We start from the raw sequence: 372 nt of genomic DNA, 5'->3' as shown, positions 1-372 counted from the left end.
ATCTCCTCCGGCTTGTGCTTTTTCTGGGGCATTCCTGCATCCTCCAAATGGCTCAAAAGCCATACCTCAGGGAGGACCACTTTTCAGGGGGCAGACCAGAAGAACGGGCGGATCCGTAGTCGCCTTAGGTCATGTTGACACATGGCGCACCCAAAGCCTGATCGACGTGATGTCGATGAAGCCCAGGAAGTTCTCCGCGGTCTTGTCGTAACGGGTGGCGACACGGCGGGCGTTATTCAGCTCGTTGAAGCACCGTTCGACCAAGGGTTCGCAGCCGGTAGAGTGATCGGTCCACGGCAATGCGACTTTTTGCGGGACTTGCGCATGGGGATGACGAGCAAGACATCGCGTTTACCCATGGATTTTCGAATG

At 56.2% G+C, this 372-nt stretch carries 1 pseudogene; it reads right to left on the bottom strand.

The features are described from left to right. Positions 1–129: 129 nt before the first annotated feature. A pseudogene (locus IE00_RS19370) lies at positions 130–372 on the bottom strand (IS5/IS1182 family transposase); the annotation flags it as partial.

Source organism: Paracoccus sp. SM22M-07 (assembly GCF_001887735.1).
Classification (GTDB): Bacteria; Pseudomonadota; Alphaproteobacteria; order Rhodobacterales; family Rhodobacteraceae; genus Paracoccus.
Note: the sequence above shows the minus strand (reverse complement) of the source record. Positions and strands in the feature narration are given on the sequence as shown.